Source organism: Mycobacterium sp. E136 (genome assembly GCF_001666865.1).
Lineage (GTDB): Bacteria > Actinomycetota > Actinomycetes > Mycobacteriales > Mycobacteriaceae > Mycobacterium.
Window position 1 is genome coordinate 1 of record NZ_LZJE01000265.1, and the last position, 1,143, is coordinate 1,143.

Genomic DNA, 1,143 nt, shown 5'->3' on the forward strand with positions numbered 1-1,143 from the left:
CGACCAGTTCGAGGTCGGGCCTGCTCCGGATCGCATCGATCGCGATCGACCCGACGCCGCCCGTCCCCCAGACCACGACGCGGTGCTTACCTCCGGTCATCGATCCTCCTCCGGGAGCCCGGTGTGGCGACAAAGCCAGCGCTGAGAATAGCATCCACTATTAATGGTAACCAGAACAAAGATTAGGTTAGAGTCGGTCGTCGTGAATACCCCGGCCTTGTCGCGGTGCTGATGTTCACGCTCCGGTTCGACATCCGGGCGCCCGCCGAGGGAGCGCCGACGACCGAGCTGTACTCGGTCGCTGTGCAGATGTGTGGGAGACGGCAGGGCGACGAATCGGTCGCGAGTATCTCGAGCGCGCCGCACTGGTGACGGGGTCAATCGCAGCAACGGAGGAATCGTGAAAACACCGCTGAGAACCGTGGTCTGGTCGACCGGCGGAATCGGCTCCATCGCGATCCGCGCGATCTCACAGAGACCCGACCTGGATCTCGTCGGGGTGTGGGTGCACTCCCCCGAGAAGGACGGCAAGGACGCGGGTGAACTCGCCAACGGGCAGCCGATCGGGGTGGCCGCCACCACCGATGCGGATGCGCTGATCGGGCTCAAACCCGATTGTGTCATCTATTCGGCCAGCGGGCCGGAACGTGATGCGCTGGCCGTCCCGGACTATGTGAGGCTGCTCAGCGCAGGGATAAACGTGGTGACCACCAGCACCACCCGCCTGGTCAACCCCCACGCCTACGAACCGGTCGAGTGGCGCGACCAGTTGTCCGCGGCCGCCAAGGAGGGCCAGGTCTCGTTGTACGCCTCGGGGATCGAGCCGGGCTTCGTCGCCGACTACCTACCGCTGGTGCTGAGCACACAGTCGTCGCAGATCGAGAAGATCCACGCCTACGAGATAGGCCTGTACGACGACTACGGTGTTTCCGACATCATGAGCGACGCTTTGGGATTCGGCCGACCGCTCGACTACCAGCCGTGGATCTCATTTCCCGGGGCGATCGCCGGCGAATGGCAAGGCCAGATCCGCATGGTCGCCGAGGCCCTCGGCGTCGAGATCCAAGAGGTCCGCGGCACCCTCGACCGCCGCGTCACGGACCGCGACATCGAGGTGGCGTTCGGCACTATCGAGGCGGGGAC

Annotated in this window: 2 protein-coding genes; both read left to right on the top strand. The window is 64.9% G+C overall.

From position 1 onward, the window contains the following. The first annotated feature begins 231 nt into the window (after positions 1–231). Positions 232–372, top strand: a complete 141-nt coding sequence (locus A5698_RS28675; protein ID WP_156670581.1) for a hypothetical protein — start codon at positions 232–234, stop codon at positions 370–372. Between the two features lie 28 nt (positions 373–400). Further along, a partial coding sequence (locus tag A5698_RS17670; protein WP_231967439.1) for an NAD(P)H-dependent amine dehydrogenase family protein occupies positions 401–1,143 on the top strand: 743 nt, incomplete at its 3' end.